The sequence below is a fragment of the Nodularia sp. UHCC 0506 genome, assembly GCF_034931045.1.
Classification (GTDB): Bacteria; Cyanobacteriota; Cyanobacteriia; order Cyanobacteriales; family Nostocaceae; genus Nodularia.
Genome location: NZ_JAYGHH010000039.1, coordinates 36438 through 53250, shown reverse-complemented (window position 1 = coordinate 53250; position 16813 = coordinate 36438). Strand labels below are relative to the sequence as shown.

Sequence of the window (16813 nt, the reverse complement as noted above, 5' to 3'; positions counted from 1 at the left end):
CTGGCGAACCCATAGTAAAAGTTCCGCCTGGTATCCGCACCATTTCTAAAGTGACACCATTTCCTAAATCTTCAACGAAATATTTAACTTCTCGGTTTTGACGGTTGATAACTTTGCCTTGTGCATTTACCGTTACAACTTCTACGCTGGAATTAAACAATTGCACACCTACTGAAGAGGGAGGTGGAGAAATGATTTTTGGAGAAATGATTGTTGGGGCAATAGGTTGATTGAATAACTGTATGGCTTGTAAAGCTGCGGCGGCATTTTGGTAACGTTGGCTAACACGGCGACTAATCATTGTCGTCAAGACTTGTGCAAATTCCCTGCTAACACTGGCGTAATTTTGCCAAATTACTTCACCATCTTCATCTTCATCTAATAAATGGGGTGGTATTCCCGTGAGTGCTAAAACCCCCACCATGCCAACGGCGTAGATATCGCTGGCTAATTTCGGTTTACCATTGAATTGCTCCCAAGGCATAAAACCAGGTGTCCCCACTCCCATAGTGAGGCTAGTTTGCCCAGTATTCTGAAACATAATCTGCTTGACTGCGCCAAAGTCTATTAACATGATTTTTCCATCCAGGCGACGACGCATAATATTTTTGGGGCTGATGTCGCGGTGGATAATATTCTGTTGGTGAACGACTACCAACACTTCTAAAATTTTTGCTAAAAGCTGGATAACTGTTGTCTCAGGGAATTTTTTACCAGGGGTGATAATTTTAGTCAAATCATCTCCATCAATAAAGTCCTGTACTAAATAAAATTCGTTCCCTAACTGAAAATATTCCGATAATTTGGGAATTTGGGGGTGAAGATTGCCTAAATTGTACAGGGTTACTGCTTCTTGCTCAAATGAGTTTTTGACCCAATCCAATTGTTCGTCTGTGAGGTTGTGTGTTTTCAGGCGCTTGACGACGCACTTAGGCTTAGGATTAATAGGTATACCCAAGTCTTCTGCTAAATAGGTGTCACCAAATCCGCCACTTCCCAGTAGGTTGATGATTTTATAGCGGTTACGCAGAACTGTACCACTCGTAGGCATGATTTTTAACTTGGGAGTAAAGGATGGGGATTTATTAGGTTTATTGTGCCAAATTTCTCTGTAATCAGGCAAGTTATTTTGGTAACACAGAGAAAGGCTGACATAATTACACCTACAAATTGAAAACCTATGCTGTACTTAACCCAACCTATGCAAAGGTTTTTCTAGCTGTTGGTGTTGAATTTTGGATATTCTGACTTTGGTTGTTACTGTTTTAATTTCAGGTTCACTCAAGAGATAAAAAATAATTAACCACAGATGTACACAGATGAACACAGATAAATATATACTCCATCTGAATGAAAACTGCTGTAAAAACTAGATTTAGTCAGGAAAATTAATGATTAGACCGCGCAAGTCTTTTGCTCAATATTGGCTCAAAAGTGAAAAGGCACTGGATGCAATTATTAAAGCAGCAGAATGTCACCAGAGCGATGATCGTGTGCTGGAAATTGGCCCCGGTACGGGTATTCTAACTCGGCGTTTACTTCCCTTGGTGCGATCGCTCGTAGCAGTGGAGATAGACTTGGATTTATGCAAACAGTTAGCCAAGCAACTGGGTCAAAGAGAAAATTTTTTACTCTTGCAAGGGGATTTTCTGACCTTAGATTTACCATCCCATTTAGCACCATTTCCCCACTTTCAAAAGCCTAATAAAGTAGTAGCGAATATCCCCTACAACATTACAGGGCCAATCATCGAGAAATTACTAGGGACTATCGCCAACCCTAACCCAGAACCTTATGACTCCATAGTGCTATTAGTGCAGAAAGAAGTAGCCGATAGATTATATGCTAATCCTGGCTCTAGAACTTTTGGGGCCTTGAGTGTGCGGGTGCAATATTTAGCTGATTGTGAATTTATTTGCACAGTTCCCGCCGGTGCATTTTACCCACCACCAAAAGTAGATTCAGCCGTAGTGCGATTGCGTCCCCGACAGATTGAAACACCAGTATTGAACCCCCGGAAATTTGAGACTTTGGTCAAACTGGGATTTGGGGCGAAACGCAAAATGTTAAGAAATAATTTGAAATCTCTGGTTGAACGCGATCGCCTGACCCAATTACTGGAACAATTAGAAATAAATCCCCAAGTTCGAGCCGAAGACCTCAGCGTTCAGCAATGGGTAACACTAGCAAACCAGTTAACAGTGAACAATGAACAGACTGATAACTGATAACTGATAACTGATATGCGTTCATACAATTTAATTGCTCCGGCTAAAATCAATTTATATTTGGAAATCATCAGCGAGCGGCCTGATGGTTATCATGAGTTATCGATGATACTTCAAAGTATTGCTCTCGCCGACAAAATTAATGTCCAATCTCTAAGTACAGATACGATTCGCGTCAACTGCAAGCACCCACAAGTACCCACAAATAAAAGTAATTTAGCATACCGAGCCGCAGCACTAATGGCGGCAAAATTTCCCGAAGCTTTGGCTCAATACGGGGGTGTAGAAATTACCATTAATAAGCATATTCCCGTAGCGGCTGGTTTAGCGGGAGGTTCGACAAATGCCGCAGCTGTGTTGGTGGGAATAGATTTATTGTGGAACTTGGGACTCACGCAACCAGAATTAGAACAACTGGGTGCTACTCTAGGTTCAGATATCCCGTTTTGTGTGGCGGGTGGAACAGTAATTGCTACAGGTAGAGGTGAAAAACTTTCGCCCTTACCAAGTTTGGATCATATATATATAGTGTTGGCGAAATATCGCAGCCTGGAAGTTTCCACCGCTTGGGCGTACAAAACCTATCGCCAAGAATTTGGCAGTTCTGATCTCAAAGATATGGAAAATTTAGCAGCTCGTGCGGCCGCAGTTCATTCAGAAGCAATAATTAAAGCTGTCCTGAATCAAGATGCGGGAGAAATTGCCGAAAAACTGCATAATGATTTAGAGCGTGTAGTTTTACCAGCTTATCCTCAAGTCTTACAACTGCGAGAATTATTTGCCACTCAAGCAGGTGTTTTAGGAACCATGATGTCTGGTTCTGGCCCCACAGTATTTGCCCTCGTGGAGTCTGAAGCACAAGCACAAGCAGTTAAACTACAAATGAGAGCCGCAATTCCTGATCAGGATTTAGAATTGTTTGTAACTCGGACTATTACCCACGGCATTCAGGTGGCATCATCAGTTTAGGGAAGTTTTTTTCCTTGCACCAAGACACCAAGACACTAAGAAGATATGAGTGATTTAAAAGTAACAGAAGCAGAAGCTCAAAATCAGGTTCCGCCAACTCCATTACGTTGTATAACGGGCGCGGTATTTGCTGGGGGATTAGGATATGCGATGTATTCGCTAATGATATCCATCGCGACAACTTTTGCTGCTAAACCCATCCATTCAGATAACCCAATAGCGGTAAATATTGGCGCTGCTGTGCGGACTTTGGTTGTCGGTGTAGTTGCTTTGGGAACGGGGATATTTGGTATAGTTGCAATTGGTTTGTTAGCTTTGGCAATCCAATTAATGGTGCAGCAATTGACACAGCCCAAAAATAATTAACTTCGGACTAAAGGTGCATAGTTTTCATATTGAGGCTGAATATTGATGAATTGTGGCTTCTGATGACTGGTAATTTGAGAAAGTTGATTTTGGTTTCTCCAAGTTTTGGGAGGTATACCGTGTTCTTGACGAAACTGGCGGGAGAAATGACAAGCATTTTGATAGCCTAGTGCTGTAGCAATCTGCTCTATTGTCTGATCAGTATCTTGCAATAAGAGACGGGCTGCGGCCATGCGACGCTTGACTATCCAACCATTAACAGTTTCACCTGTTTTTTTCTTGACTCTACTTGTTAAGTAAGCTGGTGAATAACCAACAGCCTCTGCCACAGTAGATAAGGTAATCCCGCGATGATAATTAGCTTCAATGTAGTCAAAAACTTCTTTGAGATGGGGAATGGTTGGAAAAATTGAGTTTGATGTAACAGTGGGAGTTGTGTTTGCAGGTACTGATTCTGTGATTTGATGGGATTTAGTCGCATACCAGCGATGTAAAAGAGATTGTTTTTCTAATCGGATCGCGATCGCTTTGAGTAATTGCTCTAAAGTAGAAGGTTTAATCAGATAGTCATCTGCGCCTAACTCCATACCTTTACGAATATCTCTCTGATGATTGCTACCAGTGAGAAAAATGAAGGGAATAATTGCAGTTACAGGATCTTGGCGCATTCTATGGAGAACACTGTAACCATCCATATCTGGCATGATAATATCGCAAATCACTAAATCTGGTAAATAGGTTTGTGCTTTTTCGATACCAACCCGACCATTTTCTGCCACTATAGTATTAAAACCTTCAGCCTCAAGACCCCTTAAATAAAGATTGCGGGTAGTAGCATTATCTTCAATTATGAGAATTGTTTTCGTTGATTCCTGTATCATTTTTCTATCACTAGGATTTTTGACAAATAACAATTAGCAAACATTCTACTAAACTCATAACTTTGATTTCACTGCTGGCAACATAATGGTAAATGTTGTACTTACACCAAGTTCGCTTTCCACAGCAATGTAACCTCTATGTAAATCTACAAGGGTTTTAACAATGGATAATCCTAGTCCAGTACCTGGCAAATTATGAATATTGCTACCTCGAAAAAATGGCTCAAATACTCGCTCTCTATCAGCAATGGGAATGCCAATACCCCAATCTGTAATTTGGAACACTACTTTCCCACACTCACCAAAAAGCTTGAATTGCACCTCGCTGTCAATAGGAGAATATTTCATGGCATTATCGAGCAAGTTAGAAATTATTGGTTCTAAAACTTTTTGATCCATACAGGCTGTTAAGTAGCTACCTTGACTCAGCAAATTTATGCGGTTCTCACTATCATTTGTTTGCATTCGTGTAATTAAATCATTACAGAAATCAACTAAATTCAGAGGTTTAGCATCATAATCTATTGTGGCAGCTTCTGCTTTTGCGAAGAACAAAATATCATCCAACATCTTGGTGATCTGTTCAACACCTGATTGAATATGATCAAGTAACGGTCGTGTTTTCTCTTCGTAACATTCATTGATATGCCTTTTGAGTAAGCTATTAGAAAATGAAATAACATTTAGTGGGGTGCGGAATTGGTGGCAAACCATAGACATGAATTGTGCTTTCAGTTCGCTGAGTTGCTTTAGTTGTTCTAAAGTTTGACTCAAATCCAATTCTGCTTGTTTGTATTCAGTAATATCAATACCGGCAATCATTTCCAGTGATGCTTGTTGCTGATCAAGTGTTGCGACTACACAGGCTAACCAGCGTTCTGTGCCATTTTTTTCCAGAATCTTCATTTCCTGGTATTCTAAATCTTTATTACATACCTGTTTACGCTTTTTGTTCTTAAACAATTGGCAAGAATTAAATCCAGTTAGTAGTTCTGTTTTTGTATAGCCAGTTAGTACCTCCGCCGCCGGATTCATATAAGATAAATCCCAACCCTGAATTACAAAAATACTAGCATTTGTTGTTTCTGCCAAAGTGTACCAGCTAACTGGTTTTAACTGTGGTGTTTCTTCTATTTGCGAGGATTGAGTAACATCCCAAATACTCCATACTCTACCAATGATTTTTCCCTCCAACCACTGAGGTTGAGAGTATTGAGCAAAAATTCTCCCATCTTTTAACTCCAAAATATCGGAGCTTTCCAAATCTGATTGATTGGATATTTCCGATATCACCTGGCTATAAGCTTCTGGATATTTTAGCTGGTTCTCGAAAAAAGCTTGGCATTGAAGATAGTCTCTAGATAGGGTCAGAGAATTGGGAATTTGCCACATATCCACAAATTTCTGATTAAAATCGAGAATATTACCTTGAAGACTCACTGCCATAATGCCATGAGCTGTAGATTCCAGGGTCGAACGTAGTAGAGAAAGGGATTTTTGGAGTTGTACCTCCTTTTTCTTCAGTTCGGTAACTTCCTGTTGTAAATGATTTTGAGTATTTTTTAATTCGTCAATCCACTGGTACATACACCCCTCTACTACTTTCTCTCTTCTGTGATAGCCAAAGCTAAATTTAAATTTCTTGCTTTGATACTTTATGTAGGTAAAGGTAATTTCCAGTCAGAAAAATTGCTCTCCTGAGTTTGTTTGCCAAAGCTACACAGGAGGCGATCGCCTAATTTAAATGCTAGTAGATAATCCGATTGAAATAATTTATAATTATCAGAATCCATAAACTTACTCGCCATTTAATCAATTAGTAATCGAGTCAATAAAGCTTTGATAATCACCATTTTTCAAAAGTCATAATTATCCAATATTCTGAGAAAGAAAATCAATTCAACTATAAATAGTGTCAGATTACTTACTATTATTAAGCTAATCTTATCAATATAGATTAGGTATGTTAAACTTATTTACATAAATCAATAAACTTTTTCAAACATTTTTCGTATCGGTTCACAGATTTTTATAGAAAATAAATATAGCAAATAGCATCTTTGTTGACAGATAAGAAATACTAAATTCAGACAAGTGCTAAGTTGAATTCCAGCCCAACATCGCTTGATTGCGATTACATTACAGACAAAGAACTATATACTTGCCTAAACATCATTCATAATCACAGTATTGTCTCTATTTAAATTGCTATACCTTTTTACTATAACTTTAAGACTAAAACAGATAATTTTTCATTATAAATTTTATTCAAATTATTTTATTCATTCAGACATCTAACTCTATAATGATGTGCTGAGTCATCTGTCATAGGATATACCTTTTTTTTTACCACCATATCCGTATTAAGAGAACATCTCTCAAAAGTTATAGATAATGTAAAGGATAAATGTATCGATAATCACAAATACCTTAATTATAAAATTATTAAGTAACAAAAAAGCTCTTTTTGGCTAGACATCTATTCGCTAGATTTCAAAATGCTTTATTTTATTGCATTAAGTATTTAAATGTATTAATACAAACTTTATTGCTATGTTTGTAACTAGTATTAACCATGACCACCTATCAAAAAATATATCATTTAGCCTTGCCAATCAAGCATTACATGGTTTGTTGATAGTTTTAATATTGTGTTTGCGTCTTCTGCAAAAAGTAATAATTAACACATTTTTCTTAAATTCTTTTTTTAAGAAACGGGATTTTTGTATGATTACCATCAAAATAAAGTAAACTTTCTTGAGATTCAATACAGTAACGGCAAGTAATATACGATACATAGGTAAATCCAAGATTATTACCTGCTATTAGGAAAGATATGTGGTTCCACATTAAACTACCGAAATAAAAAAATAATTTTTCTGACTGCCTGGTTATTTGAGCAAATCTCAGTAAGTATAATTTGTAATTTTTGAATGTCATCTGACAATCTAGTATGACTATTAAGAGAAGAGCGAAAGAAAAGATAAATCCATCCAAAAATAGATCATATAACTGGGGCTAAAAATTGAGTAGGCTTAATAGAGAAGCTGCTTCTGCAACACGGTTTATCTGTAGGGGGTAATTTAGCTAGATATATATTAGGCAGATAAAAATGCTGGCTAGTTAAATTCACCCCTATTTTCCCAAGCAAATTCTAATTTTTGTTAATGGTTCTTACATATCAGCAGAAATATCTGTAATCAATTTTTGGTAATATCAAAGTTTTTTTGTGGAGATTGTGGAATTGGCTGTAACTTTATTTCAAAAAATTGGATGATTCAGTCCTAACACGTTCAATGCTAATTTCCGTAGTTTTAGCTTCTAGTTAATAACATCGGTAGCAATTGCATTTAGATGTAGGATTCCAAATTAAAAAAGAGGGAAAGCTATGCATCAACTAAATAACAGTTGTAGTACACAAAGTACTAAAAAAATCAACACAGAACAAATTGAACAAATTATTAAAGCAATTATTGCCGGCAAGTATTCTTGGGCTTGTGTATTAATTCTCAGGTATTCTGGCTACAACCCTATAGACTACATTCCTTACCGCACCTATATTCGACTCCTGAAAAATAATTGCTTAGTTGAAAATTCCAAATCAAAAGATATGGATAGGAAAGAAGTATTTGATATGAACTCAAACTGGATTCGACTCTGAAAACAGTAGGGACAAATTTCATATCTTATCCTTTGTGAGTCACCCTCTCTCCAGATACATAGCAGCTAATGATTTACCCACTGACTACTGTTAATACTCGTTTGCAACCCATTCTCAGAGAAATTGTTTGGCATAAAAAGCAAGAAGTAACACAAATGCACCAGCAGATGTCATTGGCTTCTTTGCAACGCCAGTTAACTGCTGCACCAACGGTGCGAGATTTCTTGACTGCTTTGCAACAAAATCCTTACCAACCTGGACTAATTGCAGAAATTCAGAAAGCATCGCCAGTATATGGTGTTATCTGTCCAGATTTTGACCCCATAATGATTGCTAAAGCTTATGAGCGTGGTGGTGCAGCTTGTATCTCAGTTTTTACTGAAACAACATTCTTTCATGGCAGTTTTGAAAGTCTCCGGGCAATTCGCCAGAGGGTAACATTGCCCTTATTGTGTAAGGAGTTTATTATTGACCCGTGCCAAATTTACTTAGCACGAGCCGCAGGAGCAGATGCTGTACTATTAATTGCAGCTATTCTCACAGATCGGGAACTGCAAGATTTCCTGAGAGTAATTCATTATTTAGGAATGAATGCTTTGGTGGAAGTTCATAGCTTGAGTGAGTTAGACCGTGTACTCAAGCTTGATGACATCCGTTTAATTGGGATTAACAACCAAAATCTAGAAGATTTTACCATCGATCTCAGTACCACACAACAACTGCTGGCAGCAAGGCGATCGCAGTTACAAAACTTAGGCGTGATAGTTGTCAGTGAGTCAGGATTATATACAAGCACTGATTTATCTCTGATGGCTGAGGCTGGGGCAAATGCAGTGATAGTGGGAGAACCTTTAATTAAACAAGAGGATATAGAACAGGCAGTTCGTTGTCTGGTAAAAGGTGATTAGTCAATGCTCAATCTGCCTCACACTCTCAAGGGTGTGGTTATATGACTTTAGCCCGCACAAGCGGGCTAGGTTTGTCTAGGTGTACTCTAGTGTTAACGCATCTAACAGGCGGAAAATTGCTAAAATAAGGAATATTTCATAATGAAGCAATACCTTTGCAACAAAAGCGTCACAAATAATATCTACATTATTAGTAATTGAAATTTTCTGACAGGCAGCAATGAACAAGCAAATACATGACGGAAAATCCTCATTAAATAATCAAACTCATATCCAACAGCAAAATCAAGGGATTTGGAAAAAGACAGCAGCTTCTTTATCACTGGTGTTGCTGGGATCAGGTATGACACTCGCCGGTGGTTATTTGGCTGGAAACCCACAGCAAATTTCCGAGAGGACATCAAATTTAGCAGTAAGTCGAGTTAATGCTGCGCCTCCATTACCAGGTGCGACAGGTTCTAATTTTGTCACCCAGGTGGTGCAGAAGGTGGGGCCAGCCGTAGTTAGAATTGAAGCTTCCCGGACTGTTAACAGTCGCTTACCGGCTGCATTTAATGATCCATTTTTCCGCCAATTTTTTGGATCTCAGCTACCAGAATCACAAAGTCGAGTAGAACGAGGCACTGGTTCCGGTTTTATTATCAGCAAGGATGGTAGTATTCTCACCAATGCCCATGTTGTGGCGGGTGCAGACACTGTAAGAGTTATACTCAAAGATGGGCGGAGCTTTGAAGGTAAGGTGATGGGGACTGACGAATTAACAGATGTCGCTGTTGTCAAAATTAATTCCAACAATTTACCGACTGTAGAAGTGGGTAACTCAGACCAACTGCAAGCGGGAGAGTGGGCGATCGCTATTGGTAATCCTTTAGGATTAGATAATACAGTCACCACAGGTATCATTAGTGCTACTGGTCGCAGTAGCAATCAAATTGGCGCACCTGATAAGCGAGTTGAATTTATTCAAACAGATGCCGCAATTAATCCTGGTAATTCTGGCGGACCTTTGTTAAATGCTCGTGGTCAAGTAATTGGCATGAATACTGCTATTATCCAAAGAGCGCAAGGATTGGGTTTTGCCATTCCCATCAACACAGCTCAACGAATTTCTCAGCAACTAATTGCTACAGGTAAAGCACAGCATTCCTATCTAGGAATTCAGATGGTACAGTTAACCCCTCAAATCAAGGAACGTCTGAATTCAGACCCCAATAGCCCTATGACAGTGAATGAAGATCGTGGGGTCTTAATTGTGCGCGTGATGCCCAACTCACCCGCAGCTCAAGCCGGTTTACGTGCAGGAGACGTAATCCAACAGCTTAACGGTCAATCAGTTACAGAAGCCAGCAGCATTCAAAAAGCAGTGGAAAACGCTCAAGTTGGAGGAGATGTGCGTTTAGGATTGCGGCGCAATGGGCAGAATATTAATTTAGCTGTGCGAACTGGTGCTTTACCCACTCAAGCAGTGCAATAGCTGAGTGCTGAGTGCTGAGTCAGGAATTATATTTATTCTCAGTACTCACTCCTCAATGCCTAATATCAAATTAAATAACGGATACCAAGAAGCAATAAAAAAATGCCATACAACTTCTTGATCATTTCACTGCTGATAAATGGTTGATTAGCAAATAAGGCTCCAAACAAATTACCAACTATCAGACCAACAGCGATAATGGCTGCATATTTAATGTTTATGTTGCCGTTACGATAGTATACTGCTGCGCCTAAAATACCAATTGGTAAAAGTTGTGCAGCGATAGAAGTACCAGTGGCAAACTTCTGATCCAGACCAACTAACAATACCATTGCTGGTACCATAATTGCACCACCACCCAGACCAAAGATACCACCAGTCAAGCCAGCAACCAAACCAATACTCAACATTTGTATAACTATATTAGACATATTTATATTGGCTCATATTTATAAACATATTTTTTCTGAAAGAATAGACTTGGGTAGCATTCCGTGAACACCTTTTTGGGGACTATTGACAACTTGAGTGATATGAAAATTTACAGCTAAACTACACAAGACATAAGCATCTTCGGCCGACAAACTGGTGAAACGCTTCAGCAGATCAATCATATTTTGTAAAGCCATTTCTAAAGCTGTATCTAAAGTTGGCGCAAAACCCATTGTAATAATATCAGTCGGTGTTTCAGCTATAGGTGTTATCAGTTGTAAATCTTTGCGAAGAGTAAGCTTGATTCTACCATTCATAGAAGTTTCAATTGCAGTGACATTAACTTCTCCATCTCCTTGCGCTGAATGTCCATCACCAAGAGAAAATAATCCACCGGGAACAAAAACAGGCAAAAATATCCGCGAACCTGCTTGGAGTTCACGGTTGTCAATATTTCCGCCATAGCTACCAGGTGGAATTGAGGTTCGGGAATTTTCTGGGGTGGCTACACCAAGAATACCAAAAAAGGGTTGGAGGGGAATTTTGATGCCACTATGGGCGGGAAATTCGGCGATATTGTTGGTTAAATCTAGGGGAATAAATCTCAGCGCAGGTTGAGTAAATTGTTGTGATAGTGCGCCCCAGCCTGTACGAATGGCATTAAATCCAATTGGTAAATTCGGTGCGATCGCTTGTAATTCTACTTCTAAAACATCACCAGGTTCGGCATCTCGCACATAAATTGGCCCTGTGAGCAAATGTGGACCTCCAGCCACTTTCCTTTCTGATGCCAGATTGTGGCAAATATCTAGAAACTCCGGTGTGAGAAACTCCGGTGGTGCTTTGTCGTAAACATAATAACCAGTGTAAGTTTCTACATCTATGGTATCGCCAGAATCAATGATGAGTGCTGGTTTAAGTAGGTCAGAGAAACCACCAAGATGTACAGTTTCTCTCGTGGCTCTTAAAATGTGATGAATCATTTCAACACTTATCTTATTTTCTGTGTTAATCTTTACAGTATAAATATATTAATCTATGAAGTTTATTTAATTAACAAACTGAGAAATTCTCTTAGGAAATATTTTTGCTTTTTTAAGTTTTGTTTCGCCTTGCTTCTAGGCTGATGATATGAATGGACAGCTTAACAGAAAAGTTATACAATTTTACTGATTGTAGTAATTTTACCTATTGCTCAATCACCCTAACCATAGTAAAGATTTTCTGGTAATTCCGCCGGATTTAATCAACATTCTATTAATATAAGAAAGTCTTGAGTCAGGAACAACAAACAAATGGATGTCAAGCTGATTTTAGTGGGATTAACAGTTATATTCTCTTTTGCGTGCCTGTTTTTTGGCACTAAAAATGGATTTTATGATTCAGAAAACTATCACGGTAATGGATCTGCACATTAACAAGGCACACTCCTTTAAACCCTAAAATGAGAGTTGCTTGTTAACCAAATTTTTCCAACTGGCTGAAGTTCGGTGTTAGCGTCCTCCCTAATCAAAAATTTGCCTTCTCAGGGTGTAAGGGCGCAGCATAAAACTTGCCCCCCAGTGAAAAACCAAGATTCAAGATATCTTGGCTTGTGAGCGATATCGATGATCATGAGGTTATATAGCAGGAAAGCATGAGGGATAATCTGTCGGCATCCTCTGGCATTGATGTGGAGGCGGCGGCGAGTCAATTAAACTGTTTGCCCTATAGTGTCCAGCACCATGATGAAGGTGTGTGTTTATTAGTACGGATGGGACCACACCGCATTTTACTGGATTGTGGATTGAGGGATACTTCATCATTGCTGACCTCGTTGGCTAATTCCCCCATGCCAGCAGATTTGGTTTTGGTCAGTCACGCCCACCCAGATCACGCTAGAGGATTGGTAGATATACATCAGGCTTTCCCCTTGTTACCGATCTATAGTAGCGAGGTAACGAGCAAGTTATTACCTCTCAATTGGCTAGATCAAGACCCTCAAACAATTCCTCAGCTTTGTCATGCTTTGCCGTTGCGATCGCCTGTAGAAATCCAAGAAGGTTTGGTGGTGGAACTGTTTCCCGCCGGACACTTACCAGGAGCGGTAGCAATTTTACTCACCTACACCACAGAAAAGCGCTCTTATAAGCTGCTGTATACAGGAGATTTTTTCTTATCTAACTCTCGCCTAGTCGAAGGTTTGCGTTTAGAAGAGTTGCGTAGTCTAGAGGTAAATGTACTGATTATTGAAGGTACTTATGGCACATCTCGCCATCCTCATCGCCGCAACCAAGAAAATCAACTAGCGGAACGGATTAATCGCGCGATCGCAGACCGTTGTTCGGTGCTACTTCCCACACCCGCATTAGGTTTGGGACAAGAATTATTAATGCTCTTACGATCTCATCACCACTTCACCGGACGAGATTTAGATATTTGGGTTGATGGTGCTGTGGCCATTGGTTGCGATGCTTACCTGGAACTACTACCCCACCTACCGACATCAGTGCAGAACTTCGCCCGCCATCAGCCCCTGTTTTGGGATGAGCGAGTGCGTCCACGAGTCCGGCGTTTGCAGCCAGAACATCGGGCTACAGTCGGTAAATTTCCCTGTATTGTACTTACAGACTCCACAGCTGATTTAAACCAATATTGCCAAAATCAAACAGGCCCTTGGGTGATCCTGTTACCCGAAAAAATTGATATAAAAGTTAATCCCAAATATTCAGCGACCACTAGCGATGAAACTTATCTTCTCGCCCAGCATAGTGATGGCCCTGGAACTACTCAGCTAATTCATAATTTGCGTCCCCAGCACGTCGTCTTTGTTCACGGTTCCCCAGCATATTTAGCAGATTTAACTAGTTTAGAAGAACTACAAAACCGTTATCACGTCCATTCCCCTGGTGCGGGTACGCTAGTAGAACTGCCAATTGGCGAGACATTTCTACAACCAGCCCCCCCAGAAACAAATTATGAAGGCGAACTCAACGAGTTAGGAACAGTGATTACAGTCACTTTACCCGATGCCATTACACATGACCCACGTTGGCAACAGTTTGCCGATACTGGTTTAATAGAAGCTCGTTGGCAGGGTGAAGAACTAGTATTGCGGGGATTGTCTCCCAAAGAACTACTGCACCAAAATAGCGATCGCTATACCTTGTCTGAGATAGATTGTTGTGGCAGTTGCCGACACCAAAGAGGACAACGGTGCTGGAATCCCGCTTCTCCGCTATATAACTTTAAAGTGACTCTTGAGGGTTACTGCCCGGCTTTTGAACGCTGATCCAATTCTGAACAGTAAACTGAAATAGCTCTCTTGTAGAGACGCAGTTAATCGCGTCTCTACTTAGGTTAATCGAGTCTCTATTCAGGATTTGAATCGGGAGAATGGTTACGGATACGTTCTGATTCTGGACAATCTTCCGTCATCAGAAATTCTGCATTACCACGTGGCACTGAAGCCAACTTTTGGGTTACAGAGCCAATGCTTTCCAGGCGAACCATCTCCTCCCACGCACAAACCTCGTCTTCTTCGTCTGTTTCATAGCGTAGAGTCACTAAATCCCCCTCTATATCGAGGATGCGGGCGCGTTCAATCCAGCGTTGCTGGTCCCGCAAGAATACACATACCTCGCGCCCGTCGCAACACAGTTGATAAATCTTGCGGTGTAGCATGTACTGCTTCTACCTTTTTAAACAACGTCGTTAAACCTGTAAAATTTGGGTTTTACCCCATTTGAGATATACCTTTGAGAAACCAGTTCCAAGGCTCAAAATCGCTGGCTCTGGTGATTCTACCCATAGACTGGCCTGTATTTGCCAAAATCTAGAGAAATTTGAAATCACAGATTCACCGCTACTGCACCTGTTGAACTAAATTTCTTTCAGATTGTTCAGAGAATGTCTACTTTATCGACATCACACAATTTAGTCATGCTCCTAACCAGGTTAATAGCTGGAAAGTATTTTCGTAACCATGTAATAAAAAACACCACAAATCAAGTGTTGATCGCGGTTGTTTAATTTGCTTACTTGTACTCATTAGCATTTCTGGAAAGTCCGGGAACTCTGCTTTATTTTTATCCCTATGTATTTGATCTTAACTCATTCTCCTGCCGACCTTAATGCTTTTCTACAAGAATCGGCAAAGAGTTTTTATATTTAGGCACTAAAAACCTGAAGATAAGCGTGCGTAGTATAACAAAGTGCTGTAAATGCCTCTGGGTATAGCTGCGCTGGGAGGGGCGTGAGCAGCTTATGCAAGTCGATTAAAGGCTGAAAGCCAACCAGACTTGTCCTAACTAATATGACTAAAGCCATAGCAGAAGATTTCCCACTAGAATGCAGTGGTAAATTTATCCAATTTTACATTGCCGAAGAAATTCTATTGGCAGTTGCGAGGATGCTTCCCGTTTAATTTGACCTGCATTAACTGCATCATATAAAGCTGAAAGTACTGCCAAATCATCGGACTGATAGCATTTAGTCGCTAGCACTTGATGGAGTAAACCCTCAGATTCAACACTAAGATATCCAGTTTGGAAAGCAGATTCAACGAGTGTGCGAATCATGTTGATTAGGGTAGTGTGAGCATTACCTCCTTATTGTGGAACATTTATTTTTCTTCTTCATTGATATAAGACGGTAAATACTGGTGATACTTATTACAAGTTTCTGTGATTTAGATCACAGTATCTATCAAAAGCTGAGTGCTGCCTCATTGCTATTAGGGAAACTACTGAGTGCTGGTGGGGAAACTGCCGAGTGCTGAGTGGAGACATTACTGATTGCTGAGTGCTGAGTGCTGAATGCTGAGTAGGGAAATTACTGATTAGAGAAATTGCTGAGTGCTGAGTGGGGAAATTGCTGAGTTAGCTTATTCTCCCCTGCACCCTGCCCCCTGTTCCCCTACTTACTTTTATTCAGCAGGTTTATTACTAGCTCGATTAGCACGCGCCTCAGCTGAAGCCATGACCTCATCAAAATTCTCTAGCATTTCACCAGGGAAGTTTTCCAAAATCCTGGTTGAAAGAGCTACACGACCTTTACCTTCATCTAAGTCAATAATTACAGCTTTAATTGTTTGACCAACTTGAAAGACTTTTTCTAGAGAGTCAATAAATTTTTGGCTGACTTGCTTAATATGTAGCAAGGCACTGAGACCATCTAAATCTACAAATACTCCAAAAGGTTTAATGCCAGTAATTTTACCTTCTACTAGCTGATTTAGTTCTAATAAGCTGAAACTGCTAGAACGAGTCGCCAATCGCTGGGAAAGTATAAGTTTGTTAGTATTACGGTTAATTTCTAAAAAACTCACAGTCAAACTGTTACCTTTAAGCGCTTCCAAGTTATCACGCTCTGCTAAGTGCGATCGCGGAATAAATCCTCGCAAGGAAAGTAGATCAACGGTAACACCACCTTTATTTACACCAGTCACCCTAACTTGCACAGTTTGTCCAGCTTCATTCATTTGGACTAGTCGTTCCCAGACTTGCTGAATTTCCAGCTGCTTTCGCGAAAGAGTGACTTGACCTTCTGCATCCTGATCCCGGATAATCAAAAATTCCAGTTCCTCTTGCAACGGCAGCACCTCCGATAAATCGGTAACTGCTCTCAAAGAAGCCTCATCACGGGGAAGAAAAGCAGATGACTTGCCACCAATATCTACATAGGCTCCATCCGGGTCAAGTTGAAATACTTTCCCACGTACCACTTGTCCTTTTTGAAACTGGTAGTCGTGTATTTCTAATGCTTTGGCAAAATCGTCCATCGTAAAAGAAGAATTGGCTGGTTGAGAAAGTTTCGATTCGGAGTTCATGACGGTTGAAGATAAATTATTATTTGACATAATGCCACTGGAGTTTTACTAAATTCCTAACAAATTCCGACCTAGTAGGAGTGTT

General features: G+C 39.9%; 16 protein-coding genes. 7 read left to right on the top strand and 9 right to left on the bottom strand.

Going from position 1 to position 16813, the window contains the following annotated elements; translation table 11 throughout:
- Positions 1-1051 (bottom strand): serine/threonine-protein kinase (locus VB654_RS18695; protein ID WP_323215309.1); only part of this gene is annotated, 1051 nt, incomplete at its 3' end.
- A 340-nt stretch (positions 1052-1391) separates the two neighbouring features.
- Between VB654_RS18695 and rsmA the strand changes: the two genes are divergently transcribed.
- Genes rsmA through VB654_RS18680 form a run of 3 tightly spaced genes read left to right on the top strand, consistent with a single transcriptional unit; the run spans position 1392 to position 3563 of the window.
- Entirely contained in the window at positions 1392-2228 is an 837-nt protein-coding gene (gene rsmA, locus VB654_RS18690) for a 16S rRNA (adenine(1518)-N(6)/adenine(1519)-N(6))-dimethyltransferase RsmA (protein ID WP_323215308.1), read from the top strand.
- Positions 2229-2243: 15 nt separating this feature from the next.
- Positions 2244-3197: a 4-(cytidine 5'-diphospho)-2-C-methyl-D-erythritol kinase gene (gene ispE / locus VB654_RS18685; protein WP_323215307.1), complete on the top strand. Its 954-nt coding sequence runs from the start codon at positions 2244-2246 to the stop codon at positions 3195-3197.
- A gap of 45 nt (positions 3198-3242) precedes the next feature.
- Positions 3243-3563, top strand: a complete 321-nt coding sequence (locus VB654_RS18680; RefSeq protein ID WP_323215306.1) for a DUF3082 domain-containing protein — start codon at positions 3243-3245, stop codon at positions 3561-3563.
- Here the strand turns inward: VB654_RS18680 and VB654_RS18675 are convergent.
- From VB654_RS18675 to VB654_RS18665, 3 genes are all read right to left on the bottom strand, one after another.
- A complete protein-coding gene (locus VB654_RS18675) occupies positions 3560-4444 on the bottom strand; it encodes a response regulator (RefSeq protein WP_323215305.1) in 885 nt (294 codons plus the stop codon). The genes VB654_RS18680 and VB654_RS18675 overlap by 4 nt on opposite strands.
- Positions 4445-4498: 54 nt before the next feature.
- Positions 4499-6031, bottom strand: a complete 1533-nt coding sequence (locus tag VB654_RS18670; RefSeq protein WP_323215304.1) for a PAS domain-containing sensor histidine kinase — start codon at positions 6029-6031, stop codon at positions 4499-4501.
- A gap of 68 nt (positions 6032-6099) precedes the next feature.
- Complete coding sequence (locus tag VB654_RS18665) at positions 6100-6237, bottom strand: hypothetical protein (RefSeq protein WP_323215303.1); 138 nt, start codon at positions 6235-6237, stop codon at positions 6100-6102.
- 1595 nt (positions 6238-7832) lie between these two features.
- On the opposite strand from VB654_RS18665, the gene VB654_RS18660 reads away from it, so the two are divergent.
- From VB654_RS18660 to VB654_RS18650, 3 genes are all read left to right on the top strand, one after another.
- On the top strand, positions 7833-8105 hold the full coding sequence (locus VB654_RS18660; RefSeq protein WP_323215302.1) for a HetP family heterocyst commitment protein: 273 nt from the start codon (positions 7833-7835) through the stop codon (positions 8103-8105).
- Between the two features lie 68 nt (positions 8106-8173).
- Entirely contained in the window at positions 8174-9013 is an 840-nt protein-coding gene (gene trpC / locus VB654_RS18655) for an indole-3-glycerol phosphate synthase TrpC (protein WP_323215301.1), read from the top strand.
- Positions 9014-9233: 220 nt separating this feature from the next.
- Complete coding sequence (locus tag VB654_RS18650) at positions 9234-10487, top strand: HhoA/HhoB/HtrA family serine endopeptidase (RefSeq protein ID WP_323215300.1); 1254 nt, start codon at positions 9234-9236, stop codon at positions 10485-10487.
- Positions 10488-10552: 65 nt separating this feature from the next.
- Here the strand turns inward: VB654_RS18650 and VB654_RS18645 are convergent, their stop codons facing one another.
- Both VB654_RS18645 and VB654_RS18640 read right to left on the bottom strand, forming a co-directional pair.
- Positions 10553-10918 (bottom strand): sulfite exporter TauE/SafE family protein, encoded by a 366-nt coding sequence (locus tag VB654_RS18645; protein ID WP_323215299.1) that lies wholly within the window; start codon positions 10916-10918, stop codon positions 10553-10555.
- 18 nt (positions 10919-10936) lie between these two features.
- Positions 10937-11902, bottom strand: coding sequence for an acetamidase/formamidase family protein (locus VB654_RS18640; RefSeq protein WP_323215298.1), 966 nt, complete (start codon positions 11900-11902; stop codon positions 10937-10939).
- A gap of 653 nt (positions 11903-12555) precedes the next feature.
- Here VB654_RS18640 and VB654_RS18635 point away from each other — a divergent pair.
- On the top strand, positions 12556-14190 hold the full coding sequence (locus VB654_RS18635) for an MBL fold metallo-hydrolase (RefSeq protein ID WP_323215297.1): 1635 nt from the start codon (positions 12556-12558) through the stop codon (positions 14188-14190).
- Between the two features lie 80 nt (positions 14191-14270).
- Here the strand turns inward: VB654_RS18635 and VB654_RS18630 are convergent, their stop codons facing one another.
- From VB654_RS18630 to VB654_RS18620, 3 genes are all read right to left on the bottom strand, one after another.
- Complete coding sequence (locus VB654_RS18630) at positions 14271-14582, bottom strand: DUF6679 family protein (protein WP_323215296.1); 312 nt, start codon at positions 14580-14582, stop codon at positions 14271-14273.
- Positions 14583-15262: 680 nt separating this feature from the next.
- Positions 15263-15478 (bottom strand): hypothetical protein, encoded by a 216-nt coding sequence (locus tag VB654_RS18625; protein WP_323215295.1) that lies wholly within the window; start codon positions 15476-15478, stop codon positions 15263-15265.
- A gap of 347 nt (positions 15479-15825) precedes the next feature.
- Positions 15826-16728: a S1 RNA-binding domain-containing protein gene (locus VB654_RS18620; RefSeq protein WP_323215311.1), complete on the bottom strand. Its 903-nt coding sequence runs from the start codon at positions 16726-16728 to the stop codon at positions 15826-15828.
- Positions 16729-16813: the final 85 nt, after the last annotated feature.

Excerpts from the sequence above, each read along its gene's own strand:
- rsmA (WP_323215308.1), top strand. The coding sequence starts at position 1,392 with ATGATTAGACCGCGCAAGTCTTTTGCTCAATATTGGCTCAAAAGTGAA.
- VB654_RS18650 (WP_323215300.1), top strand. The coding sequence starts at position 9,234 with ATGAACAAGCAAATACATGACGGAAAATCCTCATTAAATAATCAAACT.
- VB654_RS18675 (WP_323215305.1), bottom strand. The coding sequence starts at position 4,444 with ATGATACAGGAATCAACGAAAACAATTCTCATAATTGAAGATAATGCT.
- VB654_RS18630 (WP_323215296.1), bottom strand. The coding sequence starts at position 14,582 with ATGCTACACCGCAAGATTTATCAACTGTGTTGCGACGGGCGCGAGGTA.
- VB654_RS18640 (WP_323215298.1), bottom strand. The coding sequence starts at position 11,902 with ATGATTCATCACATTTTAAGAGCCACGAGAGAAACTGTACATCTTGGT.
- trpC (WP_323215301.1), top strand. The coding sequence starts at position 8,174 with ATGATTTACCCACTGACTACTGTTAATACTCGTTTGCAACCCATTCTC.
- VB654_RS18635 (WP_323215297.1), top strand. The coding sequence starts at position 12,556 with ATGAGGGATAATCTGTCGGCATCCTCTGGCATTGATGTGGAGGCGGCG.
- VB654_RS18660 (WP_323215302.1), top strand. The coding sequence starts at position 7,833 with ATGCATCAACTAAATAACAGTTGTAGTACACAAAGTACTAAAAAAATC.
- VB654_RS18620 (WP_323215311.1), bottom strand. The coding sequence starts at position 16,728 with ATGAACTCCGAATCGAAACTTTCTCAACCAGCCAATTCTTCTTTTACG.
- VB654_RS18670 (WP_323215304.1), bottom strand. The coding sequence starts at position 6,031 with ATGTACCAGTGGATTGACGAATTAAAAAATACTCAAAATCATTTACAA.
- VB654_RS18665 (WP_323215303.1), bottom strand. The coding sequence starts at position 6,237 with ATGGATTCTGATAATTATAAATTATTTCAATCGGATTATCTACTAGCA.
- VB654_RS18625 (WP_323215295.1), bottom strand. The coding sequence starts at position 15,478 with ATGATTCGCACACTCGTTGAATCTGCTTTCCAAACTGGATATCTTAGT.
- VB654_RS18680 (WP_323215306.1), top strand. The coding sequence starts at position 3,243 with ATGAGTGATTTAAAAGTAACAGAAGCAGAAGCTCAAAATCAGGTTCCG.
- ispE (WP_323215307.1), top strand. The coding sequence starts at position 2,244 with ATGCGTTCATACAATTTAATTGCTCCGGCTAAAATCAATTTATATTTG.
- VB654_RS18645 (WP_323215299.1), bottom strand. The coding sequence starts at position 10,918 with ATGTCTAATATAGTTATACAAATGTTGAGTATTGGTTTGGTTGCTGGC.